Annotated in this window: 15 protein-coding genes and 4 tRNA genes; 7 read left to right on the top strand and 12 right to left on the bottom strand. The window is 60.6% G+C overall.

Annotated elements, in window-relative coordinates; translation table 11 throughout:
* The first annotated feature begins 23 nt into the window (after positions 1–23).
* Positions 24–695, top strand: a complete 672-nt coding sequence (locus tag AC19YS_RS18795; RefSeq protein WP_106580517.1) for a heavy metal response regulator transcription factor — start codon at positions 24–26, stop codon at positions 693–695.
* The gene (locus tag AC19YS_RS18790; RefSeq protein ID WP_119742648.1) at positions 692–2,092 is read left to right on the top strand and encodes a heavy metal sensor histidine kinase; all 1,401 of its coding nucleotides are present in this window, start codon (positions 692–694) and stop codon (positions 2,090–2,092) included. The genes AC19YS_RS18795 and AC19YS_RS18790 overlap by 4 nt, the downstream gene beginning before the upstream one ends.
* A gap of 281 nt (positions 2,093–2,373) precedes the next feature.
* Here the strand turns inward: AC19YS_RS18790 and pcp are convergent, their stop codons facing one another.
* The 5 genes from pcp to AC19YS_RS18765 form a co-directional block, all read right to left on the bottom strand.
* On the bottom strand, positions 2,374–3,018 hold the full coding sequence (pcp, locus tag AC19YS_RS18785; protein ID WP_500602380.1) for a pyroglutamyl-peptidase I: 645 nt from the start codon (positions 3,016–3,018) through the stop codon (positions 2,374–2,376).
* Positions 3,019–3,026: 8 nt separating this feature from the next.
* Positions 3,027–3,977, bottom strand: a complete 951-nt coding sequence (locus tag AC19YS_RS18780; protein WP_500602379.1) for a DUF979 domain-containing protein — start codon at positions 3,975–3,977, stop codon at positions 3,027–3,029.
* Positions 3,974–4,690: a DUF969 domain-containing protein gene (locus tag AC19YS_RS18775; protein WP_500602378.1), complete on the bottom strand. Its 717-nt coding sequence runs from the start codon at positions 4,688–4,690 to the stop codon at positions 3,974–3,976. Before AC19YS_RS18775 ends, AC19YS_RS18780 begins: the two co-directional genes overlap by 4 nt.
* Before the next feature lie 241 nt (positions 4,691–4,931).
* Entirely contained in the window at positions 4,932–5,357 is a 426-nt protein-coding gene (locus AC19YS_RS18770) for a GNAT family N-acetyltransferase (protein ID WP_500602377.1), read from the bottom strand.
* A 45-nt stretch (positions 5,358–5,402) separates the two neighbouring features.
* Complete coding sequence (locus tag AC19YS_RS18765; RefSeq protein WP_500602376.1) at positions 5,403–6,605, bottom strand: ROK family transcriptional regulator; 1,203 nt, start codon at positions 6,603–6,605, stop codon at positions 5,403–5,405.
* Between the two features lie 209 nt (positions 6,606–6,814).
* Here AC19YS_RS18765 and AC19YS_RS18760 point away from each other — a divergent pair, with 209 nt between their 5' ends.
* The 4 genes from AC19YS_RS18760 to AC19YS_RS18745 all read left to right on the top strand — a co-directional run bounded on the left by AC19YS_RS18760 (position 6,815) and on the right by AC19YS_RS18745 (position 11,776).
* On the top strand, positions 6,815–8,218 hold the full coding sequence (locus AC19YS_RS18760) for an APC family permease (RefSeq protein ID WP_106580510.1): 1,404 nt from the start codon (positions 6,815–6,817) through the stop codon (positions 8,216–8,218).
* Positions 8,219–8,226: 8 nt separating this feature from the next.
* Positions 8,227–9,237 carry an ROK family protein gene (locus AC19YS_RS18755; RefSeq protein ID WP_500602375.1) on the top strand — a complete coding sequence of 337 codons (1,011 nt, stop codon included), beginning with the start codon at positions 8,227–8,229 and terminating at the stop codon, positions 9,235–9,237.
* Positions 9,238–9,239: 2 nt separating this feature from the next.
* A complete protein-coding gene (locus AC19YS_RS18750; protein ID WP_500602374.1) occupies positions 9,240–10,271 on the top strand; it encodes an SIS domain-containing protein in 1,032 nt (343 codons plus the stop codon).
* 149 nt (positions 10,272–10,420) lie between these two features.
* Positions 10,421–11,776: an MFS transporter gene (locus tag AC19YS_RS18745; RefSeq protein WP_500602391.1), complete on the top strand. Its 1,356-nt coding sequence runs from the start codon at positions 10,421–10,423 to the stop codon at positions 11,774–11,776.
* Between the two features lie 262 nt (positions 11,777–12,038).
* On the opposite strand, the gene AC19YS_RS18740 is transcribed toward AC19YS_RS18745, so the two are convergent.
* The gene (locus AC19YS_RS18740) at positions 12,039–13,064 is read right to left on the bottom strand and encodes an acyltransferase (RefSeq protein WP_500602373.1); all 1,026 of its coding nucleotides are present in this window, start codon (positions 13,062–13,064) and stop codon (positions 12,039–12,041) included.
* A gap of 294 nt (positions 13,065–13,358) precedes the next feature.
* A tRNA-Val gene (locus tag AC19YS_RS18735) sits at positions 13,359–13,435 on the bottom strand.
* A gap of 184 nt (positions 13,436–13,619) precedes the next feature.
* Here AC19YS_RS18735 and AC19YS_RS18730 point away from each other — a divergent pair.
* On the top strand, positions 13,620–14,903 hold the full coding sequence (locus tag AC19YS_RS18730; RefSeq protein ID WP_169367225.1) for an NAD(P)/FAD-dependent oxidoreductase: 1,284 nt from the start codon (positions 13,620–13,622) through the stop codon (positions 14,901–14,903).
* A gap of 158 nt (positions 14,904–15,061) precedes the next feature.
* Here the strand turns inward: AC19YS_RS18730 and AC19YS_RS18725 are convergent.
* The 5 genes from AC19YS_RS18725 to AC19YS_RS18705 all read right to left on the bottom strand — a co-directional run bounded on the left by AC19YS_RS18725 (position 15,062) and on the right by AC19YS_RS18705 (position 17,546).
* A tRNA-Asp gene (locus AC19YS_RS18725) sits at positions 15,062–15,138 on the bottom strand.
* Between the two features lie 105 nt (positions 15,139–15,243).
* Positions 15,244–15,320: transfer RNA gene (locus AC19YS_RS18720), tRNA-Asp, on the bottom strand.
* 55 nt (positions 15,321–15,375) lie between these two features.
* Positions 15,376–15,451: transfer RNA gene (locus AC19YS_RS18715), tRNA-Val, on the bottom strand.
* A gap of 107 nt (positions 15,452–15,558) precedes the next feature.
* Positions 15,559–16,323 carry an SDR family oxidoreductase gene (locus AC19YS_RS18710; RefSeq protein WP_106576690.1) on the bottom strand — a complete coding sequence of 255 codons (765 nt, stop codon included), beginning with the start codon at positions 16,321–16,323 and terminating at the stop codon, positions 15,559–15,561.
* Positions 16,324–16,334: 11 nt separating this feature from the next.
* Complete coding sequence (locus tag AC19YS_RS18705; RefSeq protein WP_500602372.1) at positions 16,335–17,546, bottom strand: O-succinylhomoserine sulfhydrylase; 1,212 nt, start codon at positions 17,544–17,546, stop codon at positions 16,335–16,337.
* Positions 17,547–17,589: the final 43 nt, after the last annotated feature.

Raw genomic sequence — 17,589 nt, 5'->3', positions numbered from 1 at the left:
CGCACAGAACCAGGGCACTTCCCATGCATATCCTCGTAGTCGAAGACGAACCCAAGGCCGGCAACTACCTGCTCAATGGGCTGCAGGAACTGGGTTACTCCGTGAGCCTCGCCCGTGACGGTGTGGACGGGTTGCACCAGGCGCTGGAAACGTCATTCGACGTGATCGTGCTGGATGTGATGATGCCGAAAATGGACGGTTGGGAAGTGCTGCGCCGCCTGCGCAAGGAGGCCGACACGCCGGTACTGTTTCTCACCGCCCGCGATGACATTGCCGACCGCATCAAAGGCCTTGAACTGGGTGCCGACGATTACTTGATCAAACCGTTCTCCTTCGCCGAACTGGTCGCGCGTTTGCGCACCTTGACCCGCCGCGGCCCGAGCCGCGAAGAAGAACAGCTGCACATCGCCGACCTGCAAATCGACGTGCTCAAACGCCGTGTCACCCGCGCCGGCACGCGCATTACCCTGACCAATAAAGAGTTCGCCCTGTTGCACCTGTTCGCGACCCATCAGGACCAGGTGCTGTCACGTTCGATGATCGCCTCGCGCGTCTGGGACATGAACTTCGACAGCGACACCAATGTAGTCGACGTCGCCGTGAGGCGCCTGCGCCTGAAAATCGACGACCCGTTCCAGCTCAAGTTAATCCACAGCGTGCGGGGCATTGGCTACCGCTTCGACACCCAGCCATGAACAGCCGCCGCCACTACTCGCTGACCCTGCGCCTGGCGCTGATCTTCGCCCTGCTCGCTTTTGCCCTGCTGGCCACCCTGGGCGTAGCGCTGTACCGCGAGCTTGAGCGTGAACTGATCAAGCGTGACGATGCCGCGCTGATCTATCGCGCCGACCAGTTGCGCAACCTGCTCAATGACAGCAACACCCTGGACCTGATCAAGACCAAGCCGGAACTGTTCCAGAACATGCTGGGCAACAGCGAGTCGGTGCTGAGTATCGCGGCGCCGGGGCAGAAGCCGCTACTGCTGGTCAATCCGGGCAACATCGAAATGCCGAACGTAACGCCCGTGCCAAAGGACCATGAGCTGGGATTTTCCGACGTGCACCACTTACCTGGTGTAAACGGCGTACCCTTCGCCACCGTGGCCGCCTCGATTGATTCCGGAGATTTGGGAAGCCTGCAAGTCACCACGGGACGCTTGATGACCGAACGCACCGCCATGCTTGCCAGCTATCGCCTGAGCGTATTTATCCTGGCCAGCATCGCGGCAATTATCCTCGCCCTGGTCGGTTACCTGCTGGTCTACCGAGGCCTGCTGCCGCTGCGGCGCCTGGCCAAACACGCCCAAGGCATCGGCGTGGGCAACCTTGCCGAACGACTCGACAGCCACGGTGCACCGAAAGAACTTCTGCCGATGATCGACTCTTTCAACACCATGCTCGAGCGACTGGCCAAGGGCTTTGTGCAACTGGGCCAGGTGTCCACCGACATGGCCCACGAACTGCGCACGCCGATCAACAACCTGCTGGGCGAAACCCAGGTCGCGCTCCAGCAGAGCCGCAGCATCGAAAGCTATCAGCAATTGCTGGCCTCCAATGTCGAAGAGCTCGAGCGCCTGGCACGGATGCTCGACAACATGCTGTTTCTCGCCCGCACCGATCCGGCCAGCGCCTTGCGCCAGCGCCAGGAGCTCAATGCGGCGGATGAGGTGCAACGCATGGCTGATTACTTCGAAGGGTTGGCGAGCGATGTGAATATCAGCATCCTCGCGCAGGGCGAAGGTGTGATCTGGGCTGAACCGATGCTGCTGCGCCGGGCGCTGGCAAATCTGTGTGCCAATGCCATCAAATACGGTGCACCCGGTTCGGAGCTGGTGATTCAAGCCACGCCAAACGCCGAAGGCATCCGGCTGAGCGTCATCAATCAGGGAGAAACCATCCCTGCAGAACACCTGCCCAGGCTGTTCGAACGGTTTTATCGGGTGGACGAATCGCGGGAGCGCTCGGCCCAATCCAACGGGCTGGGTTTATCGATCGTCGCCACCATCATGCAGCTGCATAACGGCCGCTACAGCGTCACCAGTGAAGGCGCATTGACATGTTTTGAGCTGATTTTTCCGAGGCGGGAACACTGAGCAGTGCGTGCCAGAAGCCTGCTGTTATTTTGCACAGTTTTGTAGGTCGCAGCCGTCCCCATCTGCCTCTACTCTCGCCCGGAGCGCTCTCTCGGATCATTCAAAACAGGTATCACGCTTTGGTGAACAAACCGCATCAATCAGGCGGCGCGAGACGCTGACTCAGGGCAGAGCCGGTGCAGGTAATAACGGAAATTCTGCTATGGAAAAACGCTTGGGTTTACTGGAAAAAGGACTGCTGACATGAAAGAGAAGCTGATCGCCATTTCAAACAGGGCAGGTCAGCTGACCTGCCCACCGGTTTGCACGATATCCACCGGCGTGTCCCACGCCGTCTGTAGCGCAACCCGCAAACCTTCAACCATTGTCACCAGCGCCATCGAGGGCTGCGCCGCACCAGAAACCTGCTCCGGCAGGCTGGGGGGCACGTGAATAAAGCCACTGCGTATCGCCGTGCCGGCTAGGGCATACTGCAACAGGTAAAACACCTGATTACACACAAAGGTCCCCGCCGTCTGTGAAACCGACGCCGCGATCCCGGCCTCGCGCACAGCCTTGACCATCGCTTTGATCGGCAAGGTCGTGAAGTAGGCGGCCGGCCCTCCGACCACCACTGGGGTATCGACCGGTTGTGCCCCCAAATTGTCAGGGATGCGTGCGTCGTTCACGTTGATCGCCACCCGCTCCATGGAGAAATCGCTACGACCGGGGGCGAGGCCTGTGGCAATCACCATCACCGGGTCAAATTCAGCGATCAATCGCGTCAGGCACGCCCCCGCCGTGGCAAACGCACAGGGCAGTCGACGCGCGACAATGTGCACGTCTTCACTCAGTCGCACGCCGTCCAACTGGCGCGAGGCCTCCCAGGACGGGTTGATCAGGTCCTGGTCAAAGGGCTCGAAGCCCGTCAGCAACACAGTTTGCATTTTTGGCCTCACATCAACAGGTAGAGCAGCACGATATTGACCACCAGCATCATCAACGCAGTCGGCAGTTGAGCCTTGATCACCGCGTTTTTGTCTGGCAACTCCAGCAACGCCGCCGGGACGATATTGAAGTTGGCAGCCATGGGCGTCATCAACGTACCGCAATAACCGGAGAACATGCCGATCGCCGCCATCACCGCCGGGTTGCCGCCATACACACCCACCAACACCGGTACGCCGACACCGCCGGTCATCACCGGAAACGCCGCAAAACCGTTACCCATGATCACAGTGAACAGCGCCATGCCCAACACGTAGACCATCACCGCCACCCACTTGAAATCGAGGTTGATGTAGGAAGTGGTGACATGTGCAACGGCCGTGCCCACCCCGGCTTCATTAAACAATAGCCCCAGCATTGCAAGCATCTGCGGCAGTACCATGGCCCAGCCGAGAGCCTCGGTCAGGCGTCGGGATTCACGCAAGGCTTGCACCGGTGTGTCGCGGGTCAGCCAGCAAGCCAGGCCGAGGGCGATCAGACAGCCGATACCCAAGGATACAAAGGTGGTGTTTTTCGGGTCCAGCAGCGGTACGCCGCCGATCTCGGTGTGTTTGAGCAACACCGAGCCAATCACGGTGGTCAGGGGAATGGCCAGCGCGGGAATAAACAGTTTATGCCCCAGGCGCCCGGCACTCGCGCGGGAGGCCTTGTCATGCAGTTCGGCGGGCTTGCCGCGGCCGACGCCACCCAAGCCTGCGATCAGCGCCATCACCACCACGCCAACACCCATGACCACCGACGGCAAGCGCTCCCCCACCAGGAACGGCACAGCAAACAAGAGCCAGAACAGCGCAGTCGACCAGCGTTTGGGATGGGTGCGATCCAGCAGGACCATTCCCGCAGTTATCAGCAATAGCACACCGGCAAGCCAGTACAGGTACTCAATGGAGATGATCATTGTGCAGCCTCCACCGGCGTGGCGGCGGGCGTCATGTCGCGTGTAAGCCTGCGATCAAACCGGTGCAGGCGAATGGCATGGATGATAAAGGCGCAAATCGCCGTCGGGATGCCCCACACGGCAATGTGCAGTGGCTCCACATCAATCCCCGAACCCAACAGGAAGGTGTGCATCAGCGCGATCGCACCAAAGGCGACAAAGATGTCTTCACCGAAAAACAGCCCGACGTTATCGGTTGCCGCACACATGGCCAGCACGTTGTGGCGCAACCTGTCCGGCAGCTTGCCGTAGCGTTTCTCCGCCGCCCCTTCAGCCATGGGCGCCAGCAGCGGCCGCACCATTTGCGGATGGCCGCCCAGGCTGGTCAGGCCCATCGCGGCGGTGGACTCGCGCACAAACAGGTAGATGATCAACAGGCGCCCCACTGTGGCTCGCTCGAAACGCGCGATCCAGTTTTGCGCATGCAAGCGCAGGCCATGGCGCTCCAGCAGGCCAATGACAGCCAGGGGCAATAACAGGATCAGTTGCAGCGCGCGGGTCTGAAGGAAACCTTCGCCCATGCTGGCGAGGATTTTTTCCAGCGGGAAGTGAGCTGCCAGCCCGGTGGCGATGGCGGCGGCGGTAACCACCAACAGCGGATTGAAGCGCAAGACGAAGCCAACCACGATGACAAGTACGCCGATCAACGGCCATAGGTTCACAACAGTTTGCATGACGGAGAGGTCCTTGAATGCGCGCTGCGGCGCCATTACAGCAGGATGTGAACCAAGGGTTCACAGCATGAAAGTGGCATGCAGCCCGGCGCGGTTTTTATTGTTGACCCGATAGGTCGAGCGTCAGTGGCGGCAACTTTGCTGCCTGGGGGCGGGAGGTGTCCAACAAGAAAAATTGTTGCTGCAAACCAATAAATTTTGTGGGTGATTGGCGCCGGGCGAGCCGGCGCCGTACGAAGATTCAGCCGAGGCGTTTCTGGAAAAAATGCCGCTGGTGACCCGCCGGGTAATCAGCAATATGGCCAAATTCACTGAAGCCCAGCTTTCGATAAAACCCCGGTGCCTGAAAGCTGAAGGTGTCCAGCCAAATGCCAACACATTGCCGTTCACGGGCCAGGTCTTCGGCGGCGCGCATCAAACACGTGCCGGTACCTTGGGTACGCATCTGATCCGGGATGCTCAACAGCTCAATGAACAACCACCCGTAGGAAATTTTTCCATAAAGGCCACCGACAACGTCTTGCGTGGCGGGGTCTCGCAACAAAATCCCGACGGTTTCGAACGCCATGTTGCCCGTGTGACCAAGGTTGTACGCCCTCAGCGGTTTGAGGATGGCCTCACGCTCCTGCGCCGTTACGTCGAACGACACTTCCATTGCCACTTCCATAACGTGCTCCCTGGTATGAATTGAGTCGGCGGCCAGTATGCAGCCTTACTGCGGCTTGAGCAGCGCCTCGTAATCCGGGCTGATCTCCGCCAGGATCATCAAGGCTGCCGCCCCCAATGCCACTGCGTCCTGCCCTGCGGCCCCCATTTGAATGCGCGGGTACCGGCGATCGGCACGGCTACTGACGGAACGGCTCAATGGCTCAAGGCGGGCTATCAGGCGGGCAAGGATGGCCTCAGGCAAAAAGCCGCTGATCAGGATGGTCTGCGGGTCAAGCACTGACTCCAGGATGTTGATCGCCTGGCGCAACGCCGGCGCCGCCTCCGCCAGCCAAACCTCTACGTTTGCGTCCAGCGCCTGATCGTTGGCGTCCCACGTGCAAAGGTCGTGCTCGGCCGGCAGCCCCAGGTGCTCCAACAGTGCGGCAATGGAGATGTAGCGCTCCAGGCACCCTTGGTTACCGCAGGAACACGCCTTGCCACCCGGAATCACCGTCATGTGCCCGATCTCACCAGCATTGTGCCAGTGGCCGGAATACAGGCGGTTATCCAGGTACAAACCGGCACCAAGACCGCTGCCGATAAACAGGTGCACAAAATTCGTCAGCTCGCTGGCGATGCCATACAGGCGCTCACCCATGGTCGCCGCCGTGGCATCGTTTTCTATCAGTACCGCCAGGCCGGTTTCCCGCTGCAAGCGCTCAGCGATATCCGGCGCGTCCCAGCCGGACATCGCCGTCGGCCCGACCGCCGTCATGCCTTCGACACTGAAAGGGCCCGGCAGGGCAATGCCCATACCCAGGAAGCGCCCGGCCGGCCTCTGCTGCCGAAAACCTTTCACCGCGTCCAGCACCAACGGTAATGCCTGCTCGAACGTTGGGTAGCTGACGGTCAGCGTGACTTGAGCCACCGTCTGCCCAAGCAGATCAAGCAGCACGCCGATGATGCGGTGCTGTTCGATATGAAAGCCGATGGAATAGCCACCGTCGGGGTTCAGCGACAACGGCACCGGCGGTTGGCCTCGCCCACCCTTCTCGGCCGCATGAGCCAGCAGGACGCCTTCTTCGTGCAACTCGGTGACGATATTGGAAATGGTCTGCGCGGTCAGCGAGGTGAGCCGCGTGAGGTCGGCGCGGGTCAGCCGGCCGTTCTGGCGGATGGCCTCGAGAATCACCCGACGGTTGTGCAACCGGGCGTGTTCGGCATTCGTGCCGGTGGTGAGCGTGCGTTTGTTCTGAGGCGTTTTCATGGGCGGATAATCCGCGCAGCCGATTAATTAAATCAAGTTGAATTAATACTCTTGCTGTGGTTTTCTAAGCGCCTCGGTCTCTCGCACCCACTGCGAATGCCGGTTACGCCCCATAACAATAATGACGGGTCGACAGCACCCTCGATGGCAAGCAGCCCCCTTTGCACTCTGCCCTCACGCGCCTGTCACTCGAACAAGAGGTCGTCCCCATGAGCACGCTGACACCCGTTGACCCGGATTTACCCAACAGCAAACGCAAAATCGGTCTATTCCCCGCCATCACCCTGAACATGAGCCAGATGTGCGGCGTGGGCCCCTTTATCACCATCCCGGCAATGATCGTAATCATGGGTGGCCCACAGGCCTACCTGGGCTGGATCCTTGGCGCCCTGCTGGCCCTGTGTGACGGGCTGGTCTGGGCCGAACTCGGCGCGTCATTGCCAGGTGCCGGCGGCACTTATGTTTATCTGCGTGAGGCGTTCGGCAAACGAACCGGCAAGCTGCTGCCGTTTCTGTTCGTCTGGACGGCGATGCTGTTCATTCCGCTGATCATGTCCACCGGCATCATCGGATTCGTGCAATACCTGACCTGGTTTTGGCCCGACATGAGCCAGACCGCCGGCAACCTGATCGGCCTGGTGGTGATCTGGCTGATCATCGTGATGCTGTGGCGCAAGATCGAGTCCATTGCCAAGTTGAGCATCGTGTTGTGGGTGATCATGCTGATCAGCATCGGCGCGCTGATTGCCGCCGCACTGTCCAATTTCCACGCCGACCTGGCGTTCACCTTCCCCGAAGGCGCGTTCAACCTGGCCGACAGCGGTTTCTGGTTTGGCATGGCCGGCGGGTTGACCATCGGCATCTATGACTACCTGGGTTACAACACCTCGGCGTACCTGGCCGGTGAAGTCGAACAACCGGGCCGGGTGATTCCCAAGTCGATCATTCTGTCGATCGTCGGCATCCTGGTCATCTACCTGGTGATGCAAGTCGGCGTATTGGGCGTGGTCGACTGGCACCGCATGCTCGACCCCGAATCCGCCGCCTACAAGTCGGTAGCCTCGGTGGTACTCAGCGAAACCTGGGGCAGTACGGCCGCCGGGATCGTCACCGTGCTGATACTGATCACCGCAGTCGCCTCGGTATTTGCCGGCTTGCTCGGCGGCTCCCGCGTGCCCTTCGAAGCCGCCAAGGACAACGTGTTCTTCAACGCCTTCAGCAAGACCCATCCCAAGCATGAGTTTCCTACCTGGGGCATCTTGAGCATGGGTGCGCTGACTTCCGTGGGCTTCATGATCGGGCGACTGACCGATTTGAATACCCTGATTCAACTGCTGACCACGGTGATGATCCTGGTGCAGTCAGTGGCACAGATCGTCTCGTTGCTGGTGCTGCGCAAAACCAAACCGCACCTGGCCCGGCCTTACAAAATGTGGCTCTACCCGGTGCCTGCGCTCATCGCGCTGCTGGGCTGGGTGTATATCTACATGGCGTCCAACCACAACGCGCCCGGCGCCTACCCGATCCAATGGTCGCTGGTCTGGGTGCTGGCCGGCAGCGTGGCTTATCTGTTCTGGGCGCGTGTTCAGCGACTATGGCCCTTTAACAAGTGATTAACGCAATGCATGAATCAGTCAGATCAACGGGCGCTACGGCGCCCCGGCAAGGCTTGCTGCTGGCGATTGACGTGGGCGGCACCAAGACTCAGGTCGCCTGCTACGACACCGCCCGCCAGCGCATGAACACGCGGATTCTCGCCACCCATGCCGACGGTTTGTCCGGCACGCCCGCCCTGCATCGCATCCTCGCGGCCGCGCGCGATTGTGTGACCGAATGGGGCAACGCCCCGGTGTTGAGCGTGGCGGCGGTATTCCCCGGTGTGGTGCGCGGCCCGACGTTGCTGATGGCGCCCAACACACCGGGGTTCGAAGGGCTCGACCTGCACTCGTCGATTGCCCAAGCATTCGGCAACGTCCCCGTGAGCCTCGATAACGACGTCAAGGCCGGCGCCCTGGCCGAAGTGCGCTGGGGGTCGCTGGCGGGTATTGATAACGCGATCTACCTGAACCTCGGTACCGGGCTTTCCGCTGCAGCCATCGCCAATGGCAGGTTGATCCGTGGGCATAACGGCGCAGCCATGGAAATCGGCTACCTGCTGTCGCCGTTTCTGAACCCGGAGCACCCTGATCAATGGGCGACCTATCAGAGCGGCAACGCACCGCTGGAGGAGCTGTTCTCCGGCAATGCCCTCAGCCAGCTGGCGGGTGACATGCTGGGACACGGGCATCACGCCCAGGACCTGTTTACCAGCGCTGACCCCGCCGTGCGCAAGGCCTTGGCGCTGCGCATCGCCGCTTGTACGGTGCACATCGCCAACCTCGCCGTGGCGCTGGACGTCGAGCGTATCGTGATTGGCGGCGGCCTCTACCGCCAGGCGGCGCTGTTGGCGCCGTTGATCGAAACGCTGATCCAGCGCGCGGTGCCCTTCCCACCCACCCTCGCCGCTGCGCACTTCACCCACGATGCGCCACTGTGGGGCGCCTTGAGCATGGCGATGGACGCGTCCGGGCTGAACGCCCTTGCGCAGCAACTGATCGCGGCCGGCAAGACCCTCGACGCGCCAGGAGTTTAATCATGTCATTGATGTTGAGTGAGACCTTGTCCATCCCGGCGATCGTGCAGCGCATGCTCGAGGATGACAGCGCGATCCGTGCGCTGACCCGGCAATGGGCGCAGACGCTGCCCGAGTTGATGATCACCGTCGCGCGCGGCAGCTCCGACCATGCCGCCGCGTATTTCAGCTATGCACTGATGAGTCAGGTCGGCATCCCCACCGTGTCGATTCCCCTGTCACTGGTCAGCTTGCAACAACCGCCGCTGCGCTTGAAGAACAGCTGGGTCGCGGCATTTTCCCAGTCCGGCAAAAGCCCCGACCTGATTGACAGCGTGCATTACCTGCATCAGCGCGGCGCGCACTCGGTGGCGCTGGTCAACACCGCCGGCTCACCGCTGGCGGCCATGAGCGAGCATGAAATCCTGCTGCCTGCCGGCCTGGAACAGAGTGTGGCCGCCACCAAAAGCTACGTGGCGATGTTAATGGCCGGCGCCCAGGCGGTCGCCAGCCTGGCAGATGCGCTGGCCATCGACACCGGGCTGAGCGAGGCTCTGCAACACTTGCCGGGCCATCTGCATAACGCTGCTGCCGAGGACTGGTCGCCACTGCTTGGCATGCTCACAAACGCCGACAAAATGATTGTGATCGGTCGCGGCGCCGCGTTGCCGATAGCCCAGGAGGCCGCGCTGAAACTCAAGGAAACTTCCGGCATCCAGGCTGAAGCTTTTTCCAGCGCGGAAGTGCGCCATGGCCCGATGGAGATCATCGAAGAGGGCTACCCGGTGCTGGTCTTCGCGCCCAGCGGCCCGGAGCAACCGGGCACCCTGGCTTTTGCAGCGGAAATGCGCGCCCGCGGTGCCCGCGTGTTGGTGGTGGCGCCGCGCGGTACGGTTTGCGAAGGCCTGTTGCCCAGCGTGCCGACCGCACATGCGCTATTGGAGCCCTTCACGATGATTCAAGGGTTCTATCTGAGCGCAGCGCTGCTGGCTGTGATGCGCGGGCGCAATCCGGATCAGCCGCGGTATTTGAAGAAGGTGACGCAGACGCGGTAATTCGAGCGTGCGGGCCCAGGGCTGACCCGGTATTGTCGAGTGCGATCGACCTTCACTGAAAAAGGCCACTGCCGGTGACTTCATCCGTTACACCTGTTTCAAGCGTGCAGACCCGTTTGATCGCCCTGGTGGTCGCCGTGACCTTTTTCATGGAGAACCTCGATGCCACCGTCATCGCCACCGCCTTGCCCACCATGGCGTCGGCGTTCGGGGTCACGGCGGTCGACATGAATATCGGCATCACCGCGTACATTCTTGCCGTGGCGATCTTCATCCCGCTGTCCAGTTGGATCGCCGACCGCTTTGGCGCACGTCGGGTGTTCGCCGCTGCGATCATCATCTTCACCCTGGCTTCGCTGCTTTGCGGGTTGAGCCAGAGCCTTGAGATGTTCGTGATCGCCCGCGTGCTGCAAGGCGTGGGCGGTGCGCTGATGGTGCCGGTGGGGCGCCTGGCGGTGCTGCGCAATACCGACAAAAAAGACTTGGTGAACATGATTGCGGTGATCACCTGGCCTGGGCTGGTCGCGCCGATTCTAGGGCCGGTGGTGGGTGGTTTGATCGTGACCCACGCAACGTGGCCGTGGATTTTTTACGTGAATCTGCCTCTGGGGATACTGGCCCTGGTTGCCGCCTTGTGGCTGGTGCCCAAGGGGCGCGAGGCCAGCGTACGGCGATTTGACGCCAAAGGCTTTGTGCTGCTGGCCGGTGCGTGTGTGGCAGTGCTTGGCGGGCTGGAATGGCTGGGCAACCAGACCAGCGAAACGCTGATCCCGGGTTTTGTACTGGTGGCCACGGGCACGTTACTCGCGGCATGGGCCGTGCGTCATTGCCGCCAGCATGCTGAACCGTTATTACCGCTTCAGACCCTGTCCATCGGCACCTTTCGCGTGAGTATTCTTGGCGGGTCGCTGTTCCGTCTCGCCATCAGCGCCCTGCCCTTTCTGCTGCCCCTGTTGTTTCAAGTGGGTTTCGGCCTTTCTCCGGTGGATGCCGGCTTGCTGGTGCTGGCGGTGTTTGCCGGCAACCTGGCAATGAAACCCTTCACGACGCCAATCATGCAACGCTTCGGGTTTCGCCCGGTGCTGCTGATCAATGGCGCCATTGGCGTCGCATTGGTTGCCGCCTGCGCCTTGTTCACGGTGCAAACGCCGTTGCCGCTGATGGCGGCCGTGCTGTTCGTGGGTGGGCTGTCACGGTCGATGCAGTTTACTTGCTACAACTCAATCGGCTTCGCCGACGTCCCCAAGGCGCGGATGAGCGAGGCGTCGGCGCTGTTCAGCATGGCGTTCCAGCTGGCGATGGGTCTGGGGGTTTCCATGGCGGCGCTGTTGCTACGGGCGTCGATGGCCGTGCAAGGGCACGCCGTGCACGCGGCCGTCGGGGACTTTCGGGTGGCCTTCGTGGGCGTGGCGCTGCTTGGGCTCGTGGGATTGATTGACGTGTATCGTTTACCGGTGGGCGCCGGGGAAAGCGTGCTGAATCGCGCCAAAACGACGGGACCGTGAAGAATCCTGTTCCAGACCTATACTCAAATGAGCGGTGGCGCGTTTTGCGCACCGCTCACGGCAGTATTGCCGACCAAGAGGTAGCCGCTATGTACGCCGGACAAATGAATATGACGACAACAAATGGTGAAATACGCTGCCAGATGGTTGTTCAAATCATCTGCCTGTTGTCGGTTGCCACGCTGTTCTGCTGACCCATCAGTAATGCCTTTCAACCTCCGCTGCGCATAACCGCGCGGGGGCCGCATTCGCGCTGAGAATCTTAAATAATATGCCTCAAGGGTGTGAACAGGCGCGCAATGAATATCGGCACAAGTGTGATGAGGAAGACAGAGAAGACCAGCGCGGGAATTATCCAGAGCATCGAATGCCCTTCGATCAAAGGCCCATAGACGATGCTCAGTCTATTCATCACAAAGATATGCAAGCAGTACACACCCAGGGTAGAGCCCGCCAGAACATTCAAGACCTTGGCATGTCGGGCCAGGCGCGCGCCTAGTTCAACAAACAGGCGAAAGCCGAAAATAGAGCCGACCACGACAAAAGGCGAAAGGTAAGAGAAAAACAGTTGATTGGGCACGCCGTCGCGCAACGACAACCCATACGTGGCCAACGCTGTGCACACCGCACAAATCAGAAATCCTGCGGCATCCACAAGTACGGTGGGCGCTTGCTGCGTCTGTATTCGATCAAACACGTAAGCCCCGAGAAACACGAACCCGCTTAAACCTGCAAAGGACGACAGCCCGTATACAGAGGCCAGATCACCAACACCCGGATAAAAATAAGTCACCAACGGAATAACGCTGGCAACAACAAACCAGATGGATAAATAGATGAGTTTTTCCGCGTCGGTGGAATGTCGGTAGATCTTGGCCATGAACGGAATAAACAGGTAGATCCCAACCAGCGCGTATAAGTACCACAGGTGAAAATAAGCAGGGCCCTTGAACACCGAAACCATCGAGGCACTTAACCCGCCGTAATCACCCGTCAACCGCGTCTTCCACAGCACATAGAACACCGACCAGAAGATCAGCGGCGGGATAATTCTGATAAAGCGCTTTGTATAAAACGCCTTTACCCCTTCTTCTCTGCCAAGCAACAGCGCACCCGACAACATCAAGAAGAGCGGCGCACACGACCGGACGAGGGAGTCATACGCATTGAAATAAGCCCAGTCATGACCGAACGCAGCAACCCCGGTTGCGCAAACATGAAGAACAACGACCATGAAGCAAGCGATGATGCGGGTGAAGTCCAGTCCAGCACTCAGTTCTTTTCTCATTGTTCTTTTCGCGACCCTGTCACGCCACATTCGCTGGCAGCGTGATCAAGTCCGTCTGTTTTTGCGCGCACGAGAATAGCACGACGCCGCTCACTCGAACGCGCCCACACCGGTATAGGCTATTTTGAGTAAACCTCAACCACGTCCACGCAGCATGTGATCAGTACCGATGCACTCAGGGCAATTTGAACAAGAAGGCGGGCACCGGACGGGGCATTGGTAAATCGCAGGCAACAAAAAAGGGCCCACCTTTCGGTGAGCCCTTCCAGACCGCCCAGCAGAGCGGATTTTGTTTGGTAGGCGCGATTGGACTCGAACCAACGACCCCCACCATGTCAAGGTGGTGCTCTAACCAACTGAGCTACGTGCCTGCTGTGAGGCGGCATTCTACGGAATTCCGGAGGGGTGTCAACATCTTTTTTGCAGCTAACCCTATGAATATGCGAATTATTTATTTGCGCCGGGTGCACCGGTGATTTTCGGGTGGCTGGCAGGCAATTTTCAACTCAGGTAGGATCGGCGCACTCGTAAAAAATATAAAACAGAGGTTCCAGGATGGCGAACACCCCTTACCCCCAGTCGTATTACGCCGCGTCCGCGAATGCGGTTCCGCCTCGCCCGGTACTGCAAGGTGACGTCGAAACCGATGTGTGTGTGATTGGCGCCGGCTACACCGGCCTTTCCAGCGCGCTGTTTCTGCTGGAAAACGGTTTTCGCGTCACCGTGCTGGAAGCCGCCAAGGTGGGGTTTGGTGCGTCGGGCCGTAACGGCGGGCAAATCGTCAACAGCTACAGCCGCGACATCGATGTGATCGAGCGCAGCGTCGGCCCCAAGCAAGCGCAGCTGCTGGGGCAGATGGCGTTTGAGGGCGGCAGGATCATTCGCGAGCGCGTGGCCAAATATCAGATCCAGTGCGACCTGAAGGATGGCGGCGTGTTCGCCGCCCTCAACAGCAAACACATGGGCCACCTGGAATCGCAGAAACGCTTGTGGGAACGCTACGGGCATACGCAACTTGAGTTGCTGGACGAACGCCGTATCCGCGAAGTAGTGGCCTGTGACAACTACGTCGGCGGCCTGCTCGACATGAGCGGCGGGCACATTCACCCACTCAACCTCGCGCTGGGCGAAGCGGCGGCTGTTGAATCTTTGGGCGGCACGATTTACGAGCAATCGACTGCGGTGCGCATCGAGCGCGGCGCGAACCCGGTGGTGCACACCGCCGAAGGCAAGGTCAGGGCCAAGTTCATCATCGTCGCGGGCAACGCCTACCTGGGGAACCTGGTGCCGGAGCTGGCGGCCAAATCGATGCCTTGCGGCACACAGGTCATCACCACCGCCCCACTGGGTGATGAACTGGCCAAGACGCTGCTGCCGCAGGATTATTGCGTCGAAGACTGCAACTACCTGCTCGACTACTACCGCCTCACCCGCGACAAGCGCCTGATCTTCGGCGGCGGCGTGGTGTATGGCGCACGTGACCCGGCCAACATCGAAGCGATCATCCGCCCGAAGATGCTCAAGGCCTTCCCGCAGCTCAAGGACGTGAAAATCGATTACGCCTGGACCGGCAATTTCCTGCTGACCTTGTCGCGCTTGCCGCAGGTGGGTCGCCTGGGCGACAACATCTATTACTCACAAGGCTGCAGCGGCCATGGCGTGACGTACACGCACCTGGCAGGCAAGGTGCTGGCGGAGGCACTGAGAGGTCAGGCGGAGCGTTTTGATGCGTTTGCCGACCTGCCGCACTACCCGTTCCCGGGCGGGCAACTGCTGCGCACGCCATTTGCGGCGCTGGGCGCCTGGTATTACGGGTTGCGGGACAAACTGGGGTTCTGACCACGCAGTGGGAGCCGGCTTGCCGGCTCTTGCAGCCGAAAGCCAAATCGCAGAAACAAAAAACCCCGGTCTCTCGACCAGGGTCTTTGCTATCGGATCAAAGTCAGCCTAAGGCTTTCTTTGTGCTTCAAGGCGTTCAGTGGGCCTTGAGGCAGATATGGCGCAGCGGACGGGACTCGAACCCGCGACCCCCGGCGTGACAGGCCGGTATTCTAACCGACTGAACTACCGCTGCGTATCGCTTGACCGGCTGAGCGTAAACCCTCAACCGTCTTTAAACATCTGATCGATCAGCCTGGGCTGTTCAATCTCAAGCTCGACATGTCGAACCTGGAAAATATGGCGCAGCGGACGGGACTCGAACCCGCGACCCCCGGCGTGACAGGCCGGTATTCTAACCGACTGAACTACCGCTGCGCGTCGGTGCAACCTTTAACGTTGCGTCCTGCCCTAGGGCAAAACTCTCAAGAAGTGGTGGGTGATGACGGGATCGAACCGCCGACCCTCTGCTTGTAAGGCAGATGCTCTCCCAGCTGAGCTAATCACCCTTTGCTTCGTTGAGGCCGCGAAATTTACGCAGGTAGCGGACCTAAGTCAATAGCCTGCTTGAAGTTTTTCTGAAAAAGACAAAATTGCTTCAAGACGGCTATCTGCCCTACTCGCTGTAAATCATCTTCTTGCTCATGCCACCGTCCACCACAAACTCTTGCCCGGTGACAAACCCCGCCTGGCGCGACAGTAACCACGCCACCATCGCCGCCACGTCTTCCACCGTACCCACCCTGCCCGCCGGATGCTGGGCATGGTCGGCATCCGTCAACGGCTCGGCACGCCGGGCCGCCGGATCACGCGCATCGATCCAGCCGGGGCTGACGGCATTGACCCGCACCTCCGGCCCCAGGCTCATGGCCAAGGCATGCGTCAGGGCCAGCAGGCCGCCTTTGCTCGCCGCATAGGCCTCGGTGTCCGGCTCCGACTGACGCGCCCGGGTCGATGCCAGGTTGACGATGGCACCGCCATGGGCACGCAGGTACGGCGCGCAGTGCTTGGCCAACAGCATCGGCCCACTGAGGTTCACCGCAAGCACGCGGTTCCAATACGCCAGGTCGAGGCTTTCCAGGGTGATATTGCGCGGGTCGGCCACCGCCGCGTTGCACACCAACGCGTCCAGCCGCCCGAACTGCCCCAGTACTTCCGCAACACCCTGGGCCACTTGTTTTTCGTCGGCAACGTCCATGGTAATAAACCAGGCATTGTCGCCCAGCACCTTGGACACCTTGGAGCCGCGCTCGCGGTCCAGGTCGGTCAACACCACTTGCCAGCCTTCGCTGATCAGCCACGCCGCGATCCCGAGACCAATGCCCCGCGCCGCGCCGGTCACCAGTGCGACGCGGCCGTTACCGACCGCCGCAGCATCCATGGACCACTCGATCACAAGGCCGCCAGCCCGCGGGCCAGGTCAGCCTGCAAGTCGGCCACATCTTCCAGGCCCACCGCGATGCGGATCAGGCTGTCGCGGATGCCGGCCGCTTCGCGCTCTTGCGGCGCCAGGCGACCATGGGAGGTGGTGCTTGGGTGCGTGATCGTGGTCTTGCTGTCGCCCAGGTTGGCGGTGATGGAAATCAAGCGAGTGGCGTCGATAAGGCGCCAGGCGCCCTCTTTGCCGCCCTTCACTTCGAAGCTGACCACGGCGCCGAAACCGCGCTGCTGGCGTTGAGCCAATTCGTGTTGCGGGTGGCTCTTGAGGCCGGCGTAATGCACTTTCTCGATGCCATCCTGCTGCTCCAGCCACTCGGCCAGGGCCTGGGCATTGGCGCAATGGGCCTTCATGCGCAGGCTGAGGGTTTCCAGGCCCTTGAGGAAGATCCAGGCGTTGAACGGGCTCAGGGTCGGGCCGGCGGTGCGCAAGAAACCCACCACTTCTTTCATCTGCTCGCCACGCCCAGCCACCACGCCGCCCATGCAACGGCCCTGGCCGTCGATGAACTTGGTGGCCGAGTGCACGACGATGTCTGCGCCCAGCTTCAACGGCTGCTGCAATGCAGGCGTGCAGAAGCAGTTGTCGACCACCAGCATCGCGCCTTTGGCGTGCGCCACTTCGGACAATGCGGCGATGTCGACCAACTCGGCCAGCGGGTTGGACGGCGACTCGACGAACAGCAATTTGGTGTTGGCCTTGATCGCCGCGTCCCAACCGGACAGGTCTGCCAGCGGTACGTAGTCCACTTCAATACCGAAGCGCTTGAAGTACTTCTCGAACAGGCTGATGGTCGAACCGAACACACTGCGTGATACCAATACATGGTCGCCAGCGCTGCACAAGCTCATCACAACGGCGAGGATGGCCGCCATGCCGGTCGCCGTGGCCACCGCCTGCTCAGCGCCTTCGAGGGCCGCAATACGCTCCTCGAACGCACGGACGGTCGGGTTGGTGTAGCGCGAGTAAACGTTGCCTGGCACTTCACCGGCAAAACGCGCGGCGGCGTCGGCGGCGGTGCGGAACACATAGCTGGAGGTGAAGAACATCGGGTCACCGTGCTCACCTTCCGGGGTGCGGTGCTGGCCGGCGCGCACAGCCAGGGTATCGAAAGCTACGCCATCGAGGTCGCTGTCCAACCGACCGGCATCCCATTCCTGACTCATGCTGCGACTCCTTACTCAATTCTTTATTTAAGATACAAAACCG

It is taken from the genome of Pseudomonas sp. MF08831, from assembly GCF_059862645.1.
This window is presented reverse-complemented; position numbering and strand designations above follow the sequence as displayed.